The organism is Hymenobacter sp. YC55, assembly GCF_029433095.1.
In the GTDB taxonomy this organism is placed as follows: Bacteria; Bacteroidota; Bacteroidia; order Cytophagales; family Hymenobacteraceae; genus Hymenobacter.
Genome location: NZ_JARNTX010000004.1, coordinates 276,601 through 294,202 on the forward strand (window position 1 = coordinate 276,601; position 17,602 = coordinate 294,202).

Sequence of the window (17,602 nt, forward strand, 5' to 3'; positions counted from 1 at the left end):
AAGGTAAAGATGGAGGCTTGTCCGAAACCGTTGCCTGGCTACGGAAAGCATTGAGAATAAATCTGAAGCCACAACCGATACTACTCCACTGAGGTTACTGAGTGACCTCGTGCAGCCCACAGCGGGTGCTGCCTTCGTGCTGCCAATAACTGCGCCTCCGAGTGGTTGTAGTCTCTGCCAACTTTTATGCTTCGTTGCCTGCTGCATGTGCGGTGGGCATTGTTTTTTGTGCAGCTTTAGGTATCCAACAGCGGCCGAACTCCGGCTGCTTTTTCCGCCCTAGCCATGCACGCACACGACCAGCTTCTGCACCGCTTCTATCAAGCTTTTCAGCGCCGTGACCATGCCGGCATGGCTGCCTGCTACCATCCCGAAGCCACCTTTGAAGACGCTGTTTTCAAGTTGCAGGGCCCCGCTATAGGCAAGATGTGGCGTATGCTCTGCGAGCGGGGCAAGGACTTGCGCATCGCCTACAACGACATTCAGGCCAGCGAGCAGCAGGGCAGCGCCACTTGGGATGCGCACTACACGTTTTCTCAAACTGGCCGCTTTGTGCACAACCACGTTGTAGCCAGCTTCACCTTTCAAGACGGGCTTATTCGCACGCATCACGACAGGTTTGGGTTCTGGCGCTGGTCGCGGCAGGCGCTGGGGCCCGTGGGGTGGCTGCTCGGCTGGTCAGGCTGGCTGCAGAACAAAGTGCGCAAATCCGCAGCTGATAGCCTGGCAAAATACAGGGCTACGGCTGATCGAACGGCGGATAGCTGACAACAAGTAGCCTAAGCTTAGCGCTTGGCCAACTTCGCTGGCGCATCCGCCCCGTCTTGGCGGGCCCGCTTTACTACTTCAAGGCCAATTTTTTCGCCCATATCCAGCCCCACCGTGTTGTCGATGCGGAAGTGAATGCCGGCTTCAAAGCGCGATTCGGCGGCTTCCTTGGCTTTTTGCTGAAACAGCTTCCGGTCTTCGGGAAACACATAACTCAGTACCGTTGCGCGAGCGTTGGAAATAGTGGCGTGGCCGGAGGGGTAGCTCGGATGGGGCGGCGTGCCAGGCAGCGTAATTGCAAAAGTGGAGTCATACTGGTAAGGCCGGATGCACCAGTAGGTGTACTTGGCGTCCCAGCAGGCAATGCTGGCGTCGTAGGTGGCGATGCTGGTTAGGGCGTACACCCGAGCTGCCCGGGGCGTATTGAGGTACAGGTTGTTTTCGAACAGCTTTCGGTCGATTTCCTCGCCCCAATACGTATTGGCTGCCCAGTAGAAAGTGCGAAAAATAGCTTCGGGTGTGCGTTTGAAAGCCTTCAATTCTTTCATGCCCGCCGCTGGGTCAGGCGGTGGGCCCGGCCGAAACTGGCGGCCCGAGGTTAAGATAAATGGTCGCCGGTTGCCCCAAGTAGCGCCCATGGGTACTCGTTTGTCGTGCCAAAGGCCAGCTTGCGTAGGCATAGTGCCTTTCCAAACGGCGTCGCAACTGTCCGTTGTGGCATAGGCAATGACAGCGGCGGCCACACGCCGTCCAAGCACCATGCCCGCCTCTACGTCGCTAGGGTACGCTACGCCCGCCAATAGCCGTGAGCGGCCAGCATCCTCGGCCAGCTGCCGGAGCGAATCAGCTTTGGCGGGAAACAAATAAGCCAGCACTTCGGCCGCCGCATTAGCTGCCACCGCATGTTCCGAGGGGTACGAGGGACTGTCGGGGGTGGGCAAATAAGCGGCTATGTCGGCATGCTTGGTGGCCGGGCGTGGCCGGCGGTAGGCGTACTTGGTGTTCCAAGCCGCTACGGTAGCATCGTATATAGCAACGTTGACGAGCAGCTTGGTACGGATTTGTGTTCCCAAGTCGGGCGTTAGGTTGTCGACGATTGCTTGCCACCGGTAGCCCGGCGCGCCCGCACTCCAGTACCGAATCAGCTGGACGGCAGCTGAGTCCCGCTGCTGGGCCAAGGCCCGTAAGCTTTGGGCCTCGGCCCGGGTGGCTTTCGCCGACGGTGGCGGCGGCAGCCGATACGCTGTTCCCGACGGAATTATCCACGTTTTCCAGTCGCCCGCGCCGGATTCCTGCTGAGCAATGCCCTGCGTAGCTGTCAGCCAGCAGAGCACAAAAACGAATAGCTTGGCCTTCATGCGTCTCAGATGTTTGCTGTACCTGAAGGTAGCATGAGGCTGTAACTTGTTATCCCTGAAGTACATCACATAAATATGTGATGGGGCAGGGGCAAGGCCTTAATAATGCGTATGGTTGACGACGGTGCTTTTCAGATAGTCTCGGTTTTTCTTGGCGTCTTGGTTGCTGTGTTGGGCTTGGCGGCTGCCGTACACTTGCAGGCGCCCCCGGCTAAGGGTTACGACTTCTTCGGCGCCTTGACCCATAAAGTCAAACATGTGAAACACCGGGTCCGGAAAATACAGCTCGCCGGTACCAAGGTCGTTGATTCGGAATTTGTGCCAGAACAACTGCGTAGATCCGTCGCCGCGCCAGTTGCCGCGCACGAAATCGGGGTTGCCGTTGATGGGGTTGCCGGGCCACTTCTTGAGCAGGCTGCCTTGGTTGTCGAACCAGTAAAGCTGGCTGGACAGGTAAGGCTCGCCAATAGTCCGGTTGCCATAGGTGCGCCCGCCAATAACCACCTGCGGGCCGGGCACGTTTTTCAGAAAGTTGCCTACGGCCACCTGCTGGCTGTGCTCGGCCGTGTTCTGCCAAATAATCTTGCCCGTCATGGCTTCGTACACAAACACGCCCGTTTCGCTGTTGGCCGTCACGATGTCGAGTTTACCGTCGTTGTTTACGTCGCCGAATTTGTAGCTGTCGGCGTGGTCGTGGTTGTCGGGCAATAGGTCGAACCGGTCCCATATCTTCTGGCCCTTGCTGTCGAGCAGCAGGGTGCCGACCAACACCTCGTCGAGGCCATCGGCATTCAAATCAACGGGGTAGACGTAGTGGCCGAGGTTGTCTTTTTTGCGGGTTTCGGTGTGTTTCCAGAGCTGTTTGAGGTCGGGCGTGTACGCGCAGATGGTAATGGTGCCGCCCGTGTCGGTGAACACCACCACGTCGTTGGGACCGTCCTGGTGCAGCTTGCCAATGGCCAGCCGGAAGTTGTTGTAGACGTGGGGCAGGGGCTGCGTGGGCCACAGGGTTTTGCGCTTAATCTTGCCGGTGCGGCCATCGGCTATTACCAAATACTCCTGGCCCTCTAGCTGGCGCCAGTGCACCACTTCGGCCTTGCCATCCCGGTCGAAGTCCCATACGAGGCCGGGTGCTTCAAACTCCGAGCGCTCTTTGGTGTACTCGGTAGGTGCTTGGTAGTTCCACAATTCGCGGCCGTCGTTGTCGAAAACATGCGCTGAAAAGTTGGGCTCCAGCACCATAAAATCGGTTTTGCCGTCGCCGGTTACGTCCCCGAATTTCACGGCGTTGGAAGGCGGGATGCTGTAGTCTTTTAGCAGCTTCACTTCCTCCGGCAACTGATAGGGGCGCACGTCGTCTTCGCGCAGATTGGGGGTTTTGCTGAGTACCAGCAAGTCGAAGGCGGGACCGCTGTCGATGCGGGTTATCTTGATGTTGACGGTACCCGGCTGCAAGTCAAACGAGCCGCCCGCTTGCCAGCTTAGCGGCGCTTGCCCGAACGTAGCGGCCGTCACCTTGTCGTTTACGGCCACCTTAAAGCCCGTGCCTTTCTGGCCCTGACCGCGCACATACAAATAGTACGTGCCCGGTTCCGTTACCGTCACTTTGGTCATGAGGTTGGTTTCCGACTTCAGTACCAGCGCCGTGTTGTTGAACAGCCAAGGCACTTTCAGCGCGTCAGCATCGGCAATGATGTTGCCCTTGGGTATCTCCTGCAAAAAATCCGACGCCGGAAGCAGAATTGTGGCCGGCAGGGGCGCCGGGCGCACGGCTTGGATAGTTTGGCCACTTGGTGCTTGCTGCGCCCAAGCATTACTGAAACTAAATAATAGGCTGGGCGCAAGTAGAAGGAAACTTCTTTTCATGGCAGGAGCAGAAACCAGGGGGTGGAACTCAAGTCTATTGCATTGCCGGCAGCATAGCGTCCTGTACTTCCCTGTCGGTATTCCGCCCTGTTTCTTCCTGTAAAAGGCGTAGTACACAAAAAAGCCGCTTCCCTACCAGAGAAGCGGCTTTTCTAGCTAACACGAAGGGCGCTACCCGCGCAGTGTGCCCAGGAGCTGCATCACCTCCTCGGCGCGTTCGGCTGGCACAAACAGGTGGTCGTGGTAGTAGCCCGACACGAGGTTGACGCTGATGCCATGGGCGGCCAGCAGGCCGGTGATGCGCGCCAAAAATCCCACGGCTTCGAGGCTGGAATGCACGTTAAGCGTAATCCAGCGGCAAGGGTACACTGCCGTTAGCCCAGCCTGCGCCGCCTCGGTTGCCGACACAATAAGCGTCACGCCTTCCACTTCCCGAAACGTGGCCACGGGCGTAACCAACAGCGGGCTGCCAAGCGGCACAGTGCAGAACACGTACACTTCGGGGTGCAGCACGGGCTCCATTGTGCGGAGTAATGCATCCAGATTGGTTTCGCCGGGTGTTAGCTGCATGCGGTTACCAGATGGTGACGCGGGCGGAATCGGGGCGGTAGAGCTTGTCGCCAGGCTTCACGTTGAACGCCTCGTAGAAGGCGGGTACGTCGGCAAATGGTCCGTTCACGCGGTAGCTGGCCGGCGAGTGCACATCGGTGAGGATGCGTTGCGCCAATACTTCGTCGCGCTGGTGACCCTGCCAGCCTAGGGCGTAGCCCAGGAAGTAGCGCTGCGTGGGCGTGAGGCCGCCAATTTTCTCGCCTTTCTTGTACTGGTCGGTTTTCTTGAATGCATCGAAGGCAATGACGATGCCGCCCAAGTCGGCAATGTTTTCGCCGGCTGTGGCTTTGCCGTTGATGTGCAGCGAGTCCAGCACGGTGTAGCCGTTGAACTGGCGCACAATCTGGTTGACGCGCTGCTGGAAAGCGGCCCGGTCTTTCTTGCTCCACCAGTTGCGCAGGTTGCCCTTCTCATCAAACTGGCTGCCTTCGTCGTCAAAGCCGTGCGTCAGCTCGTGGCCGATGGTACTGGCCCCGGCATAGCCATAAATAATAGCGTCGTCGGCGTTAGCATCCTGCAAGCCCGGAATGGCGAAGATGGCAGCCGGCAACACGATTTCGTTGTTGCTGGGGTTGTAGTAGGCGTTGTAGGTCTGCGGCGTCATGCCCCATTCGGTGCGGTCGACGGGCTTGCCGAGCTTGTTGAGCTCGTAGCGGTATTTCCACTGGCTGGCGCGCATCATGTTGGCCGCGTACGAGTCACGGTTGATTTGCAGCGTCGAGTAGTCTTTCCACTTGTCGGGGTAGCCTACTTTAGGGGTGATTTTGGTGAGCTTCACCAGTGCTTTTTGCTTGGTGGAGTCGCTCATCCAGGTCAGGGCTTGGATATGCTCGCGGAAGGAGCCTACCACGTTTTCAGTTAGCTTGGCGTAGCGGGCTTTGGTTTCGGGCGAGAAATATTCTTTCACAAACAACTGGCCCAGCACTTCGCCCATGGCATCCTCTTCTTCGTCGAGCACGCGCTTCCAGCGGGCGCGCTGCTCTTTGCGGCCTTGCAGCACCGTGCCGTAGAAGCGGAAGTTTTCGTTGTCGATGGGCTTGCTGAGGTAGGTGGCGTAGGTGTGCAGCAACTGCCACTGCAAGTACGCTTTCCAGTCTTCGATGGGCGTGGTGCGCAGCAGGCGGCCAGCTTCGCGGTAGAACTCGGGCTGCCCCACAATAACCGAATCTACTTTGCCGAGCTCCATCTGGGCTAGCCACGGCTTCCAGTCGAGGCCAGGCGTGAGCTTGTTGAGGTCGGCTACGGCCATCTTGTTGTAGTTGGCATATGGGTCGCGCAGGGCTTCAAGCTTGCGCGACGAGCCCGCCAGAGCGGTTTCCAGCTTCACAAGCTGGGCGCTGTGGCGCTGAGCGGTGGCGGCATCTTCGCCCATCAGCTCCAGCATTTTGGCTACGTGCCCGCCATACTCCTTGCGAATGTTGGCCGTGCGCTTGTCTTTGTTGAAGTAATAGTCACGGTTTGGCAAGCCCAAGCCGGCCTGATACAAGTACAGCGCCATCTTTTCGCTGTTCTTGTTGTCCTGCGACACAAAGGGGCCAATTAGGGCATTCACGTTCAGCGGAATCAGGCGAGCAATGGCCGCTTGCACATCGGCGGGGGTGCGCAGGGCGGCCAGGCGGTCCAGCTCCGGCTTGAGCGGCGCAATACCTTGCTTATCGGCCGTTACCGAGTCCATGCCGGTGGCCCAAAAGTCCCCGATTTTCTGCTGGGTGGTGCCCGCGGCGGCCTTGGCTTTAGTAGCTTCCTCATTGAGGGCCCGCAGCCGAGCATACACCTCGTCTTGCACTTCCTGGCCGATGCTCCAGCTGCTTTCCGAGGCTGGAATCGGATGCTTCTTCAACCAGGTGCCATTAGCGTACTTGAAAAAGTCGTCGCCGGGGCGCACGGTGGTGTCAAGGTTGGCTTGAATCAGGTCGGGTTGACCGGAGTTGGATTTGTTGCCCGACTGGCAACTGGCCAACGCAAGGAGGAGCGCCGGGGCAGCCAGCAGCCAAGGGCGCAAAGGAGAAGTCTTCATAAAAGCGAAATTGAACTAAACATACCCGTAACCAAACAGGTCTTTGGCAGACCTGCTAGGTTTTCGCTGAATCACTTAAAACAGAACCGTACAAGCCCGCTAGTTTAGGTGAATCAGCCGCAAAACGCTAACAGGTACAGAAAACACCCGTTAGGTTGCATACTATGTCGCTCAAGCTGCTCTTACTTCTCAATTTCGGGCTGGCGGCCTACCTCACCGGGCTTATCTGGACGGTGCAGGTGGTGCATTACCCAGGCTTTGCGCAGGTCGCCCCCGAAAAATTCGTGGCCTTTCATCAGCAGCACTCCAACCGCATCAGTTGGGTGGTAATGGCGCCTATGGTGCTGGAACTGGGTTTAGCCGCGTGGCTTGCCTGGCAGGGGCGGACGCTGGGCGCAGCCGTATGGTGGGCCCTGGCGTTGGTGCTGCTGATTTGGGCGGCTACTTTCTTCGTGTCCGTGCCGTTCCACAACCGGCTCGCCCAGGGCTACGACTACGTGGCCATCGATGGGTTGGTGCGCACCAACTGGGTCCGTACCCTGGCCTGGACCGTCCGTGCCGGATTGCTGGGCTGGTTGCTATGGAAGCATGTGTAAGCTCAACCTAACTCACTGAAGTCGAATAGCGTAAGGCGCAAGACATTACATCACCCTATTCACGCTTCTCGATCATGAAACAACCTAAGCAACCAACTTCAGCCGGCAACGATTCTTTCAATGCGGGCCGATCGAACTCGGGTAACGCCTCGAACACCAACGGTGCCGCTGATCTTCTCAACCAGGCCAAACAGTGGCTAAACAAAGGCAGCATGGGCGATATGATAACTCAAATCCAGCTGCCCCAGTCTTTCAAGGATGCAGGTACCGGCGCTCTGTCGAAAGTCAACAAACTTAGCACCACGCAGAAAGTCGTTGGTGGGGCGCTGCTAGCAGCGGGCGTTGGCTACCTTGCTGTACGCAACCGGAAGCCCAAATCCACCGGGCAAGCGGCCACCTTGCACGAACTGTTGCTATTCGTCAACGACCGGATTGAAGGCTACCAGCGCGCCGTAGACGAAAGCCAGGACACCCAATTGCAAGGCTATTACAAGCAGCTCGTGAGCCAGAGCCAGAAGTTTGCTACCCGACTCAACACGTTCTTGCGTCAGCAGGAAGGCACCGAGGAAAGTGGCACTACTGTGAAAGGCAAGCTCTACCGCGCCTGGATGGACACGAAAGCCGCCGTAACGGGTGCCGACGAAAAAGCCATTCTCGGCTCCAATATCCATGGTGAGGAATGGGCCATCAAAGCCTACGAAGAAGCCCTGAGCGACAACACCCTAACCGGGCCTTTGCGCTTGGAAGTGGAGCGGCAGTATGCCCAGTCGCAGAAAACGTACAAAGAACTCCAGAAAATGGACGGTAAGCTGTAAGCAGCTCCACCTGATGCCTGCATAAAGCCTCGTTGGGAGTGACACGCTGTTGTCAAGCTCCTGACGAGGCTTTTTGGTGTTGCGCCAGTATTGTAATTGCCGCTTAACTTATCCGTGGCGGCTGAGGTACTTAGTCTTCAACCCTATTGTCATTCCGACGCAGGAGGAATCGGGGTAAGATTCGTTGATAGTCATACTCAGATTCCTCCTGCCTCGGAATGACAATCAGTTTGTATATCCTAAGCTTGGCGTTCTATTATCTTCCGATCTTGCGCACCTATCACCCGTATCGAATGCTACCTCCCGCCACCGATTTTCTGCCCGAACTAGAGTTTCAAACCAGCCGTAGTAGCGGACCTGGCGGCCAAAACGTGAACAAAGTAGAGTCGCGCGTGGAACTGCGCTTCCGCCTGGCTACCTCCGAACTGCTTTCCGACGAGCAGAAACAAACGCTGCAACAGAAGCTAGCCTCAAAACTCACAGCGGAAGGTGAACTGCTGGTAGTAGCTCAGGAAGACCGAAGCCAGTTGCGCAACCGCGAAATCGCGCTGCGTAAGTTTCACGACCTACTTACCAAGGCCCTGCATAAGCCCAAACCGCGCAAAGCCACTAAACCAAGCCAGGGTGCCGTTCGGCAGCGCTTAGAATCCAAGAAAAAGCACGGCGAGAAAAAAGCGAATCGGGGCAAGCTAAACTTTTGATTGCCGCGCCCAATAGTCGTCATACTGAGCAGAACAGCAGCCTTTAGCATATCGCCGTTGCCAACACTAGCAGAACGTCATGCTGAGCATAGGCGCATCAAGCCAGGGCCTGAAGTATCTCGCGTGCTGACGTTGCCAAAGTAACCGTCATGCTGAGCGCAGCCGAAGCATCTCGCGTGCTGACGTTGCAATGGCAGGGGTTTACCACACTAGCGAGATGCTTCGGCTGCGCTCAGCATGACAGTTACTTACTTTGGCGACGCCAATAGGCGGGCAAAACAGTAAAGAGTCTAAGAATTAATTATAAGCCTTTTAGCCAGCGACACAATCTAGTTCAAGTCTAGGCCAAATAGCACGCCAAACCATGGTTTGCGCTGATACACCCAATTAGGACCATCGGGCCCGAGTAGCTGATCGGCCCCGATAGCCAAGCCTAGGTTGAAGATGCGAGCATCGTAGATAGCCGCCGCCCCTACGTGCACCACGAAGCCCTCGTACTCGGCTACCTTGGTTTGCTGGTTGGTGACGTCGGGGTTGATGATGGTGGAGCCCAGGCCCGTGAACAACCCGTAGCCCAAACCTACTGTCCGTACCTGCGGTTGCTGCTGGCCGTTCAGCAAGAGCCGGCTATTGACGTGGTAGAAATCGAGGCGCCGGCCGAAATACAAGGCGGCATTGAAGTTGGTATTGAGCTGCACCGGCACTGGCCCCTGCGGCGGGCGCGCCTTAAAGGGAATCGTAAACACGTCGAGGTCGAACTTGCGGTCTAGCAGAATAACGTGCTGCCCCCGGTGCAACGGGTAGGTGAAGCGGCGCGGGGTGCTGTTTGGCGGCTCTATAAGAAACTCCAAAGAGTCGTGTTTCTGCTCCACATAAACGGTTCCTTCCTTGCCAATGGCGGCAGCCAGAGCCGGGTCATTAGTGCGGAAAAACTGGTAGTTGCCGGGCTCTAAGTTGGGTAAGCGCCCTACGGCCGCGCAGCCGCCTAGCAACCCGCCTGTTAGCACCAGACCCGCTAGCTGCAACCATCGGTTCGTAGGGTATCGACGAGGAAAGGGGAGAAGCACCATTGAAGGCTATATACTTGACGTTAAATCCAGCCTTTGCGCTTAAACCACACATAGATACCTATGGATATTACCACCATACTAATCATGGCTATTGGGTAGCCTAGCCGCCAGGTTAGCTCGGGCATGTGCTGGAAGTTCATGCCGTATATGCCCGCAATAAAGGTAAGCGGCAGGAAAAAAGCGGAAAATACGGTTAGTACCCGCATGGCCTCGTTGGTGCGTTGCGACGACAACGAGAGGTACAAGTTCATGAGGTTGGTAGCACCACCATCGAGCTGCTGATACATGGTTTCCACTTTCACTTGCAAATCCTGCGTATCCTGAAGCAGGTTGCTGTCGGTGGTGTTGGCTGCTGTTTGCCGCCGCAGCATAAGCAGAATGTCGCGGGTAAGCAACAGCAACTGCTTGGCGGCCGAGGCTTTGCGCTTTAGAAAGTACAGGCCCTGTAGCGCATTGGGTACTTCCTGCTTCAGAAATATCTCGGCCTCGTAGTCGTCGAGCTCTTTGGTAAGAGCCATGGCGGGCTGCACGTAGCTATTAAGTGCATAGCGCACGATGTGGATGGCTACTTCCACGGGCGAGTCGCACTCTTCGCCGGGGGCGCGGGCTACGTTTTTGAGGGTGCTTAGCACCGGGTGCGGCCGCCGGTGAACCGTGATTAAGTACTTAGAGGTGTAGAAGATGGCAATCTTGGTGCTCAGCTCCTGGATGGTATCGGCCTGGCTGTTTTCGGGCATACTGAACACGCGCAGAATAACGAAGTTCAGCCCATTATTGGCCTCAAACTTAGGTAGGTGCGTGGGCTCCAGACAGTCTCGCACCAAAGAATCGGGTAGGTCGTACTGTTCGGCCACGGCTTGTAGCTCGGCCCCGGTTGGGCTGGTGATGTCGAGCCAAGCGAAGTCGGCTTCTTGCCGCGTGAGAAGGTCTTCAGTCATATACAAAAAGTTGTCGGCGCACAGGGTGGCGTTGGTTCTGGCCGGCTTGCCGCTTCTACATACGGTTCGGCATGGTTCAAGAGTTGACCAACAGTGCAAACCGATGCGTTAATGCGCGCTAGAGCTGTTGCATTTAGCTCATAGTTCAGCTTCACTGCGGACCGCAAAATCCTATACTCGTACGGGAAGTTGTTAAGGAGCTTGCGTTTGGCAGCGCAAGCGTTGAGCTTGGAATGTCAAACGCAAGCTCGACCTTTAACCTTCTGTGTATGTTGACGTTATGATGAATGTTCAGGCGCATCTTTCCTCGATACTTATCGAAAGAAGGCGTGCCCCAAGCTTCTCTTAACCCTTTAAAAACACGTATATGCACAAATTGCACGAAACCATCCTGCGCCGAAATTTTCTGACCAATTCAGTGAAAGGCACGCTGGCGCTCGGCGTCGGAATGTCCACCATTGCTTCGCTGCTTCAATCCTTTACGTTCGCCGAAGACGAGGATTCGGGCTTGCTCCTGCAGGGCGCGGGCTCTATCACCACCGAAGCGCAGTTTCGGGCAGCCATAGCCGGACCCGTCAATACATCGATGCTAAGCAGCCAACTAGCCGCTACGCAAGCCACCAATCCCTATGCCAAGCAGTTTGCCGGCTTCGAGCTAGAAGAAACCAAAGGCATGCTGAGCATTTTGAATGACATGGGCACCACGCCTCCGCCCCCAGATGCCAAAGCGCAAGCCATGATGACGCAAATGAAGTCGGCCACCGGCGCCGCCTTCGACAAAGCCTATATCACAGCCCAGCTCCAGACTCACCAGTTGCTGCAAAGCCTCACCCAAGGCTACCTCGCCAGCCCCGCCCCCGCCAAAAGCAACATGATGGAGATGCACGGCCGCCACATTGCCACCCTGGCCCTAGCCACCATCAAGGAGCACGTAGCCATTACGCAGCGCCTCTCTACAGTAGTAGGAAGCTAGTTCCTCCTTCCCTAAAGAGCAGAAAACCAGCTATTACCAGAGCTAATAAAATCAGAAAAGGTCGTTCCTCATCAGTGGGGAACGGCCTTTTCTGATTTTATTAGCTCTGACCTGCAATGGGAGATGCTGTTTTACAACAGCGTGCCACGCAGCACCATAGTAGCCACTGAGAAGTAGATAATCAGCCCCGTCACGTCCACGAGCGTAGCAACAAAGGGAGCCGAGGCCGTGGCCGGGTCGAGGCCTAAGCGCTTGAGCAGCATAGGCAGCATGGCGCCCGACAACGCACCCCACAGTACAATCCCCAATAGCGAGAAGCCTACCGTTATGGCAATCAGCTGCCAGTACTGCCCGAAATAACCCGGGTCAATGACGGTAGCCCACAGCACGATGCGCAACGAGCCAACCACCCCTAGGATAGTACCTAAGAGCAGCCCCGACAAAATTTCCCGACGCAGCACCATCCACCAGTCGCCAAGCGAAAACTCGCCCAAGCTCATGGCCCGGATAATGAGGGAAGTAGCCTGCGAGCCAGCATTGCCACCGGCCGAAATAATAAGCGGAATAAATAAGCCCAGCACCGCCGCCTTCTGCAAGTCGTCTTCGAAGTGGTGCATGGCCGAAGTGGTCAGCATTTCTCCTATTAGCAGGATAACGAGCCAACCGGCCCGCTTCTTGACCATACTCCAGATAGAGGTAGCCAGATAGGGTTCGTCGAGGGCTTCCGAACCGCCCAGCTTCTGGATGTCTTCGGTGTCTTCCTCTTCCCGAATGTCGAGGATGTCATCAATGGTAACGATGCCAAACAGCACCCCCTCGTCATTCACGACGGGCAACGCTATCCGGTCGTTGCGCCGGAACACGTCAATGGCTTCCTCTTGGTCCTGCATGGCCCTGAGCGACACGTAGCGGTGGTCCATAAGGTCGCGCACCTGCTTTTGCGGTTCTGCCAGCAGAAACTCCCGAATGCGAATGTCGTCGATAAGTACCCCCCGGTTGTCGGTCACGTAAAGCACGCTCAGCGTTTCCGACTGCCCGCCGTGGCGCCGGATGTAGTCGAGCACCTGCTGCACGGTCCAGTTCTCGCGAATGGCGATGTAGTCAGGCGTCATGAGGCGGCCCACTGAATATTCGGGGTAGCCTAGCAGCTCCAGCGTCACCTTGCGCTCCGGCTCCGACAGCGTCTGAATCAGCTCCTTCACGAAATCATCGGGCAGAAACTCGAGCAGCGCCGTCCGGTCGTCGGGCGACATTTCGTTGAGAATGTTGGTGATTTTCTCCTGCGTCAGGTTGGTCAGGAAGTGTTTTTGCACTTCCAGGTCCAGGTACTCAAATACCTGCGTGGCCAAACTGAGGGGCAACAGCCGGAAAATAATCAGCTGTTCCCGTTCTTCTTCTTCCTCAATCAGCTCCACCAGCTCGGCCGGTTCATAGTGTTTGAGGAGCTCTTTGAGTTTAAAAAACTCGCCCTCCTGAATCAGGGACGTGATGTGTTCGGTGGTCGGGTGCTGATTCATGAATGATAGAAGGGCAGTGTCTCGCTAGGCAGATAGGATTAGTGACCAAAAGGCGCGCAAAAATAGCCGGATTCCGCGGCTCAACAGCACTGTATCAGAAAAATAGTGGCATTGCGCGAAGCCACCGCTTCACGCACGAGCAAAGCAACTTCCTGCGCTGCAAGGCTGCCAGCACAGCATCTGCTGCTCTTCGCTACTCCCCATTCAAGCCGGTTATAGCGCCGAAAGCTACCGATAGGCAGACTTGTAGTTTTCGACGCTCACGCTGCCCGTCGGCAAGCCAGCTAACAGGCACCAGAATCGGTGGAAAAGAGCAGCTAGTTTTTCTTCTTGCAGGGGCATGTTGCGAGCTGTCGACTAGCCAACTTGCTCGTGCACGAAGCGTAAACCCCGATGTACAACGGATTTAGCAACCCAGATAGTTTCAGCGCTATCAGGCTGATAGAAAGCGGCCCGATTATTTATTCGTTACCAGATAATTCTGTTTCCAGCCAAAATTTCAAGCGGCCCGTACATTTGATCCGTCCACTTCGTGCTGCCCATGCCCCAATCGACGCCTGTTGCTATGCCACTCGGCACACTCGTTGCCCTCGGCGGTGGCGACGATGATGCCCTGCTTGCGCTGCTCTGCGACATGCTGCCCTCCCTCGATACGCCGGTTGAAATTCTAACCACGGCCTCACACGACCATGCCCGAACGGCCGCGGCCTACGAAAAAGCCTTTCAGGAGCTTGGCTGTACGGCGGCGCGCCACTTGCCCGTCAACGAGCGGCACCCCGCCGATGCCCCCTCCACCTTGCGTCGCCTTGCTCGCGCAGGCCTAATATTCTTCACCGGCGGCGACCAGGAACGCATTACCGATTTCATTCGTGGCACCGAGTTTTTGAACCAGCTAAAGCACCGCTTCCGCACCGAGCCCACCTTTATAGTGGCGGGTACTAGTGCCGGCGCCGCCGCGCTGCCCGACCATATGCTCGTGGAAGGTTATGGGTGGCGGGCCCTGCGCAAAGGCGGTATCCAAACCGTGCGCGGCCTTGGCCTTCTACCCAATCTATTTATCGACCAACATTTTGTGGAGCGGGGCCGCTTTGGCCGCCTCATGCACGCCTTGCTTACTCACCCGCTCTGTTTAGGCTTAGGCTTGTCGGAAGAAACTGGTATTATCGTCCGGGGAGGCACAGTAGCCGAAGTATTTGGCGACGGCGTGGTAATGACGATTGATGGCCGCCATTTGCGCGGCAACAACGTGGGGCGGGCCGGCCGGGGTGAGCCCGTAAGTGGGCAAGACCTGCGGGTGCACATGTTAGTAGCCGGCCAGCAGCTCGATCTGCGCACAAGGCAGGTTACCAACAACGTGCAAGACTGAACAATTGCAAAGAAGTCGGCGGCAATTCTCTCAGCAGTGCTAATATTGCCAATAAATAGCCTGCTGATGGTTTGGTGCGTGCTTGCTGAGCTTGTTATTCGTTTACGCAGAGTTTTCTGTGGCGCACCTCGTGTGTTTTTATTTATATAAACTCCACTTTAAAATTGTTAGGCAAGCCTACTATCCCTGATTTTTTTCAGCTACATTTAAAGCCATAATCCCAACTCCTCACCCACATTTCTTTTTGTATGAACTTCAAATTTTTACTCCTCGCAGGGGGGGCGCTGCTCTCGAGCACGGCGGCTTCGGCGGGCGGTTACCAAGTAACGCTAGCCGGGCAGAAAAATAACGGTATGGGCGGTGTTGGCGTGGGCTTGTCCCTCGACCAAGCTGCCATGTTCTACAATCCTGGGGCCTTGGCTATGGTGAAGGACAGAGGCGTGCAGCTTGGCGTGAATGCCACGCTGGCCCGCAATGCTTTCGTAGCCGAAGGTGGAAGCCAGCAGCGCCAACTCCGCAACAGCACCGTAACGCCATTCAACCTCTACGCAGGTTTTGGGCCCGCCGAAGGTAAGTTCCGGGCGGGCATTGCCGTTTATACGCCTTTTGGCAGCAAGCTGCAGTACGCCAATGGGTGGGAAGGCCGCACCTCCCTTACGGATATCACACTGGAGTCGATTTATGTTCAGCCAACGTTCAGCTACGCCATTACCGACCAGTTGAGCATCGGGGCGGGTCTGATGATTTTGGCCTATGGTTCCGTGAACCTGCAGCGCGACATTCCGCTGCCCGATTCTTTCGGCCACATCGAGCTAGATGGCAAAGCCGAAAACAAGATTGGTTTCAACGCTGGTGTGTTCTTCAAGCCTTCCGATAAGTTGAGCGTGGGCATTAGCTACCGTTCCAAGATTGATGCGCAAGTGAAAGACGGTGACGTAACTTTCACGAATGTGTCGCCAAGTTTCGCTTCGCGCTTTGAAGCCACCAAGTTTGGTGCTACGCTGCCGCTGCCTGCTACTACCAGCATCGGTATCGGCATAATGCCCAGCGAGAACCTGACCATTGGGTTGGACGTCAACTTTGTGGAGTGGAGCAAGTATCGTGTGTTACGCTTCGACTTCGACAAGCAAGTAAACGGTAACACCTTCAGCGAGTCAAAGCGCTTCTACGAAGATGCCCTCACCTTCCGTGTGGGCGGACAATACAAGCTTACCAGTGGCCTAACTGTGCGTGCCGGCGGCTCCTACGACATGACCCCGGTGAAGGATGGCTATGTAACGCCCGAAACGCCCGACAACGACCGGATCAGCGGTACTCTGGGGGCTTCGTACTCGTTCGGCAAATTTGGAGTCGACTTGTCTGCACAATACGTTGGCATTCAGAAGCGGACGCAAACCCAGCAAGACCTGCTCAACAACGGTACCACCGACCGAATTGCCGGTACTTACAAAACCAATATTGTTATTCCGGGCCTGGGCCTGAACTACAACTTCTAATTGCGCCTCGCTTCCCACCACATGACTACTTCTTTATTTCGCAAGTGCGCCCCGGTTGTGGCGCTGATGGGTTTGGGGCTCACCGCCTGCCAGCCCGACCTGGAAGACGATTTTACGCCTAGCGCCGGCACCGTTGATTTCTCCCGTTACATTGCCGTTGGTAATTCTCTCACAGCTGGCTACTCTGATGGGGGCTTGTATTTGGAAGGACAGCAAAGTTCCTACCCTAACCTACTAGCGGGTCAGTTTAGAGCCGTTGGCGGTGGTGACTTTGTGCAACCGCTATTTCAAACCGGTCAGGAGAATGGCTCAGGCTATTTGCGTTTGACGGGTATCGTCAACGGCTCTCCTGTTACGGCTCCCGTAACTACGAATTTGGCTTTGCGGGCGGGCGCTACCGCTGCTCGTCCACTGTACACGAAGTACACCGAGCCGGTAAATAACTTGGCTGTGCCCGGTATCCGCCTTTCGGATATTGAAACCGCAGGATTTGGCAACACGCAAACATCACCCTCAAATGCCACTACGTTCAACTCGTATTTTGAGCGTATTACACCCGATGGCAACAACCAAACGTATTTGGCCCGGGTAGCGGCTTCTAATCCTACCTTCTTTACCAACTGGCTTGGCAATAATGATGTGCTTGGTTTTGCTACAGCGGGCGGAGCAGCTAACTCTTTGACGCCTACCGCAACCTTCACGGACAAGAACAACAAGATTGTTGATGCTCTGACAGCCAATGGGGCGAAAGGCTTGGTAGCAACCATTCCTAATGTAACCAACATCCCTTTCTTCACAACTGTCGGCCCGGCATTTAAAACAACGTTGACAGCAGCCAACGTACCTGGTCTGGTAATTCAAACGGGTGCTGCATTAGGCGGACCGGCTTCGGGTAACCGGAAACAGATTACTACCGCCGATATTCGTGATGCTAGTGGTAATGGCCGGCAGCTGTTTACACTCATCTCTTCTCCATATTTAGCCTTGCTTAATCAGCGTTCAGGCCGGGCTTGGCGTTACGTGTACAGCCAGAGCGGGCAGCCAGCCGCTGGTTTTCCGTTATTTTTAGCTGCTTATGGCATCGACACTACTGCTACATTTGGCACCAGCGCAGGCAATCCAATACCTAGCTTGTTTGTGCTTGATGATGTAGAGCAGGGGCAAGTACTTGCGGCTACTACGGCTTTCAACGCTGCTATTACAGCTAAAGCCAACGAGAAAGGATTAGCTATTTTCGATGCTAACGCGTTCTTCTCACGCATTGCTGCACCGGGGAGCGCAGGCATCATTGCGAATGGGGTTTCTAATAATGCTAACTTCATCACTGGCAACTTATTCTCGCTCGATGGAGTGCATCCTACGCCTCGTGGTTACGCCTTCGTAGCCAATGAGATGATTAAAGCCATTAACACCACGTATGGCTCTAAGATCTCGCAAGTAAATCCAAACGACTACCGCGGAGTTAAATTCCCTCAGTAGCCTTCAACAACACAAGAAAAGCCCGCCTCC

Annotated in this window: 15 protein-coding genes; 8 read left to right on the top strand and 7 right to left on the bottom strand. The window is 55.9% G+C overall.

The annotated features are described in order from the left end of the window. Positions 1-285 precede the first annotated feature (285 nt). Positions 286-768, top strand: a complete 483-nt coding sequence (locus P1X16_RS23790; protein ID WP_277234486.1) for a nuclear transport factor 2 family protein — start codon at positions 286-288, stop codon at positions 766-768. A gap of 17 nt (positions 769-785) precedes the next feature. Here the strand turns inward: P1X16_RS23790 and P1X16_RS23795 are convergent, their stop codons facing one another. The 4 genes from P1X16_RS23795 to P1X16_RS23810 all read right to left on the bottom strand — a co-directional run bounded on the left by P1X16_RS23795 (position 786) and on the right by P1X16_RS23810 (position 6,621). After that, positions 786-2,126, bottom strand: coding sequence for a phosphatase PAP2 family protein (locus tag P1X16_RS23795; RefSeq protein ID WP_277234488.1), 1,341 nt, complete (start codon positions 2,124-2,126; stop codon positions 786-788). A 99-nt stretch (positions 2,127-2,225) separates the two neighbouring features. Then, a complete protein-coding gene (locus P1X16_RS23800) occupies positions 2,226-3,992 on the bottom strand; it encodes a hypothetical protein (RefSeq protein WP_277234490.1) in 1,767 nt (588 codons plus the stop codon). A 171-nt stretch (positions 3,993-4,163) separates the two neighbouring features. Next, complete coding sequence (locus P1X16_RS23805; protein ID WP_277234492.1) at positions 4,164-4,562, bottom strand: ACT domain-containing protein; 399 nt, start codon at positions 4,560-4,562, stop codon at positions 4,164-4,166. Between the two features lie 4 nt (positions 4,563-4,566). Beyond that, the gene (locus P1X16_RS23810; protein ID WP_277234494.1) at positions 4,567-6,621 is read right to left on the bottom strand and encodes a M13 family metallopeptidase; all 2,055 of its coding nucleotides are present in this window, start codon (positions 6,619-6,621) and stop codon (positions 4,567-4,569) included. Positions 6,622-6,785: 164 nt separating this feature from the next. Between P1X16_RS23810 and P1X16_RS23815 the strand changes: the two genes are divergently transcribed. The 3 genes from P1X16_RS23815 to arfB all read left to right on the top strand — a co-directional run bounded on the left by P1X16_RS23815 (position 6,786) and on the right by arfB (position 8,733). Next, positions 6,786-7,217, top strand: a complete 432-nt coding sequence (locus P1X16_RS23815; RefSeq protein ID WP_277234496.1) for a hypothetical protein — start codon at positions 6,786-6,788, stop codon at positions 7,215-7,217. A 74-nt stretch (positions 7,218-7,291) separates the two neighbouring features. Then, positions 7,292-8,032, top strand: coding sequence for a PA2169 family four-helix-bundle protein (locus P1X16_RS23820; protein WP_277234498.1), 741 nt, complete (start codon positions 7,292-7,294; stop codon positions 8,030-8,032). Positions 8,033-8,325: 293 nt separating this feature from the next. Further along, positions 8,326-8,733 (top strand): alternative ribosome rescue aminoacyl-tRNA hydrolase ArfB, encoded by a 408-nt coding sequence (gene arfB / locus P1X16_RS23825; RefSeq protein WP_277234500.1) that lies wholly within the window; start codon positions 8,326-8,328, stop codon positions 8,731-8,733. A 329-nt stretch (positions 8,734-9,062) separates the two neighbouring features. Here the strand turns inward: arfB and P1X16_RS23830 are convergent, their stop codons facing one another. Both P1X16_RS23830 and P1X16_RS23835 read right to left on the bottom strand, forming a co-directional pair. Then, positions 9,063-9,803, bottom strand: coding sequence for a hypothetical protein (locus P1X16_RS23830; protein WP_277234502.1), 741 nt, complete (start codon positions 9,801-9,803; stop codon positions 9,063-9,065). A 20-nt stretch (positions 9,804-9,823) separates the two neighbouring features. Further along, a complete protein-coding gene (locus tag P1X16_RS23835) occupies positions 9,824-10,741 on the bottom strand; it encodes a CorA family divalent cation transporter (RefSeq protein WP_277234504.1) in 918 nt (305 codons plus the stop codon). A 367-nt stretch (positions 10,742-11,108) separates the two neighbouring features. On the opposite strand from P1X16_RS23835, the gene P1X16_RS23840 reads away from it, so the two are divergent. After that, a complete protein-coding gene (locus tag P1X16_RS23840) occupies positions 11,109-11,714 on the top strand; it encodes a DUF4142 domain-containing protein (RefSeq protein ID WP_277234506.1) in 606 nt (201 codons plus the stop codon). Positions 11,715-11,845: 131 nt separating this feature from the next. Here the strand turns inward: P1X16_RS23840 and mgtE are convergent, their stop codons facing one another. Then, a complete protein-coding gene (gene mgtE, locus P1X16_RS23845; RefSeq protein ID WP_277234508.1) occupies positions 11,846-13,231 on the bottom strand; it encodes a magnesium transporter in 1,386 nt (461 codons plus the stop codon). Positions 13,232-13,772: 541 nt separating this feature from the next. Between mgtE and P1X16_RS23850 the strand changes: the two genes are divergently transcribed. From P1X16_RS23850 to P1X16_RS23860, 3 genes are all read left to right on the top strand, one after another. Continuing rightward, positions 13,773-14,597: a cyanophycinase gene (locus tag P1X16_RS23850; protein WP_277234511.1), complete on the top strand. Its 825-nt coding sequence runs from the start codon at positions 13,773-13,775 to the stop codon at positions 14,595-14,597. Positions 14,598-14,845: 248 nt separating this feature from the next. Next, positions 14,846-16,093, top strand: a complete 1,248-nt coding sequence (locus tag P1X16_RS23855; RefSeq protein ID WP_277234512.1) for an outer membrane protein transport protein — start codon at positions 14,846-14,848, stop codon at positions 16,091-16,093. Positions 16,094-16,114: 21 nt separating this feature from the next. After that, positions 16,115-17,572 (top strand): SGNH/GDSL hydrolase family protein, encoded by a 1,458-nt coding sequence (locus P1X16_RS23860; protein WP_277234514.1) that lies wholly within the window; start codon positions 16,115-16,117, stop codon positions 17,570-17,572. Positions 17,573-17,602 lie beyond the last annotated feature (30 nt).